The organism is Citrobacter sp. Cc139 (assembly GCF_030334645.1).
Lineage (GTDB): Bacteria > Pseudomonadota > Gammaproteobacteria > Enterobacterales > Enterobacteriaceae > Citrobacter > Citrobacter werkmanii.
Window position 1 is genome coordinate 1 of sequence record NZ_JAOWDM010000020.1, and the last position, 230, is coordinate 230.

Here is a 230-nt window from a genome sequence, read left to right on the forward strand (position 1 = left end):
GCAATTTGCGAATAATAGCCATTAATCCCTGTGTTGCCAGACTCTGACATATTTAAAATTACTGAATATGCGTAGGGTTTTCCATTTCCACTGCCTTCCTGTCCATCACCAAGGAAAAATGAACATGTTGGTAATGATGGGTCACCGGCATTAGATACAGTTCGATTTACCTGAAGCGCCCCTATACCATGACATGCTGATTGCTGGCTATTACCACCAGTCCCTCCCTG

At 43.9% G+C, this 230-nt stretch carries 1 pseudogene; it reads right to left on the reverse strand.

The features are described 5' to 3' along the window. Window positions 1-230: pseudogene (locus tag OGV69_RS01290) on the reverse strand (phage tail fiber protein); the annotation flags it as partial.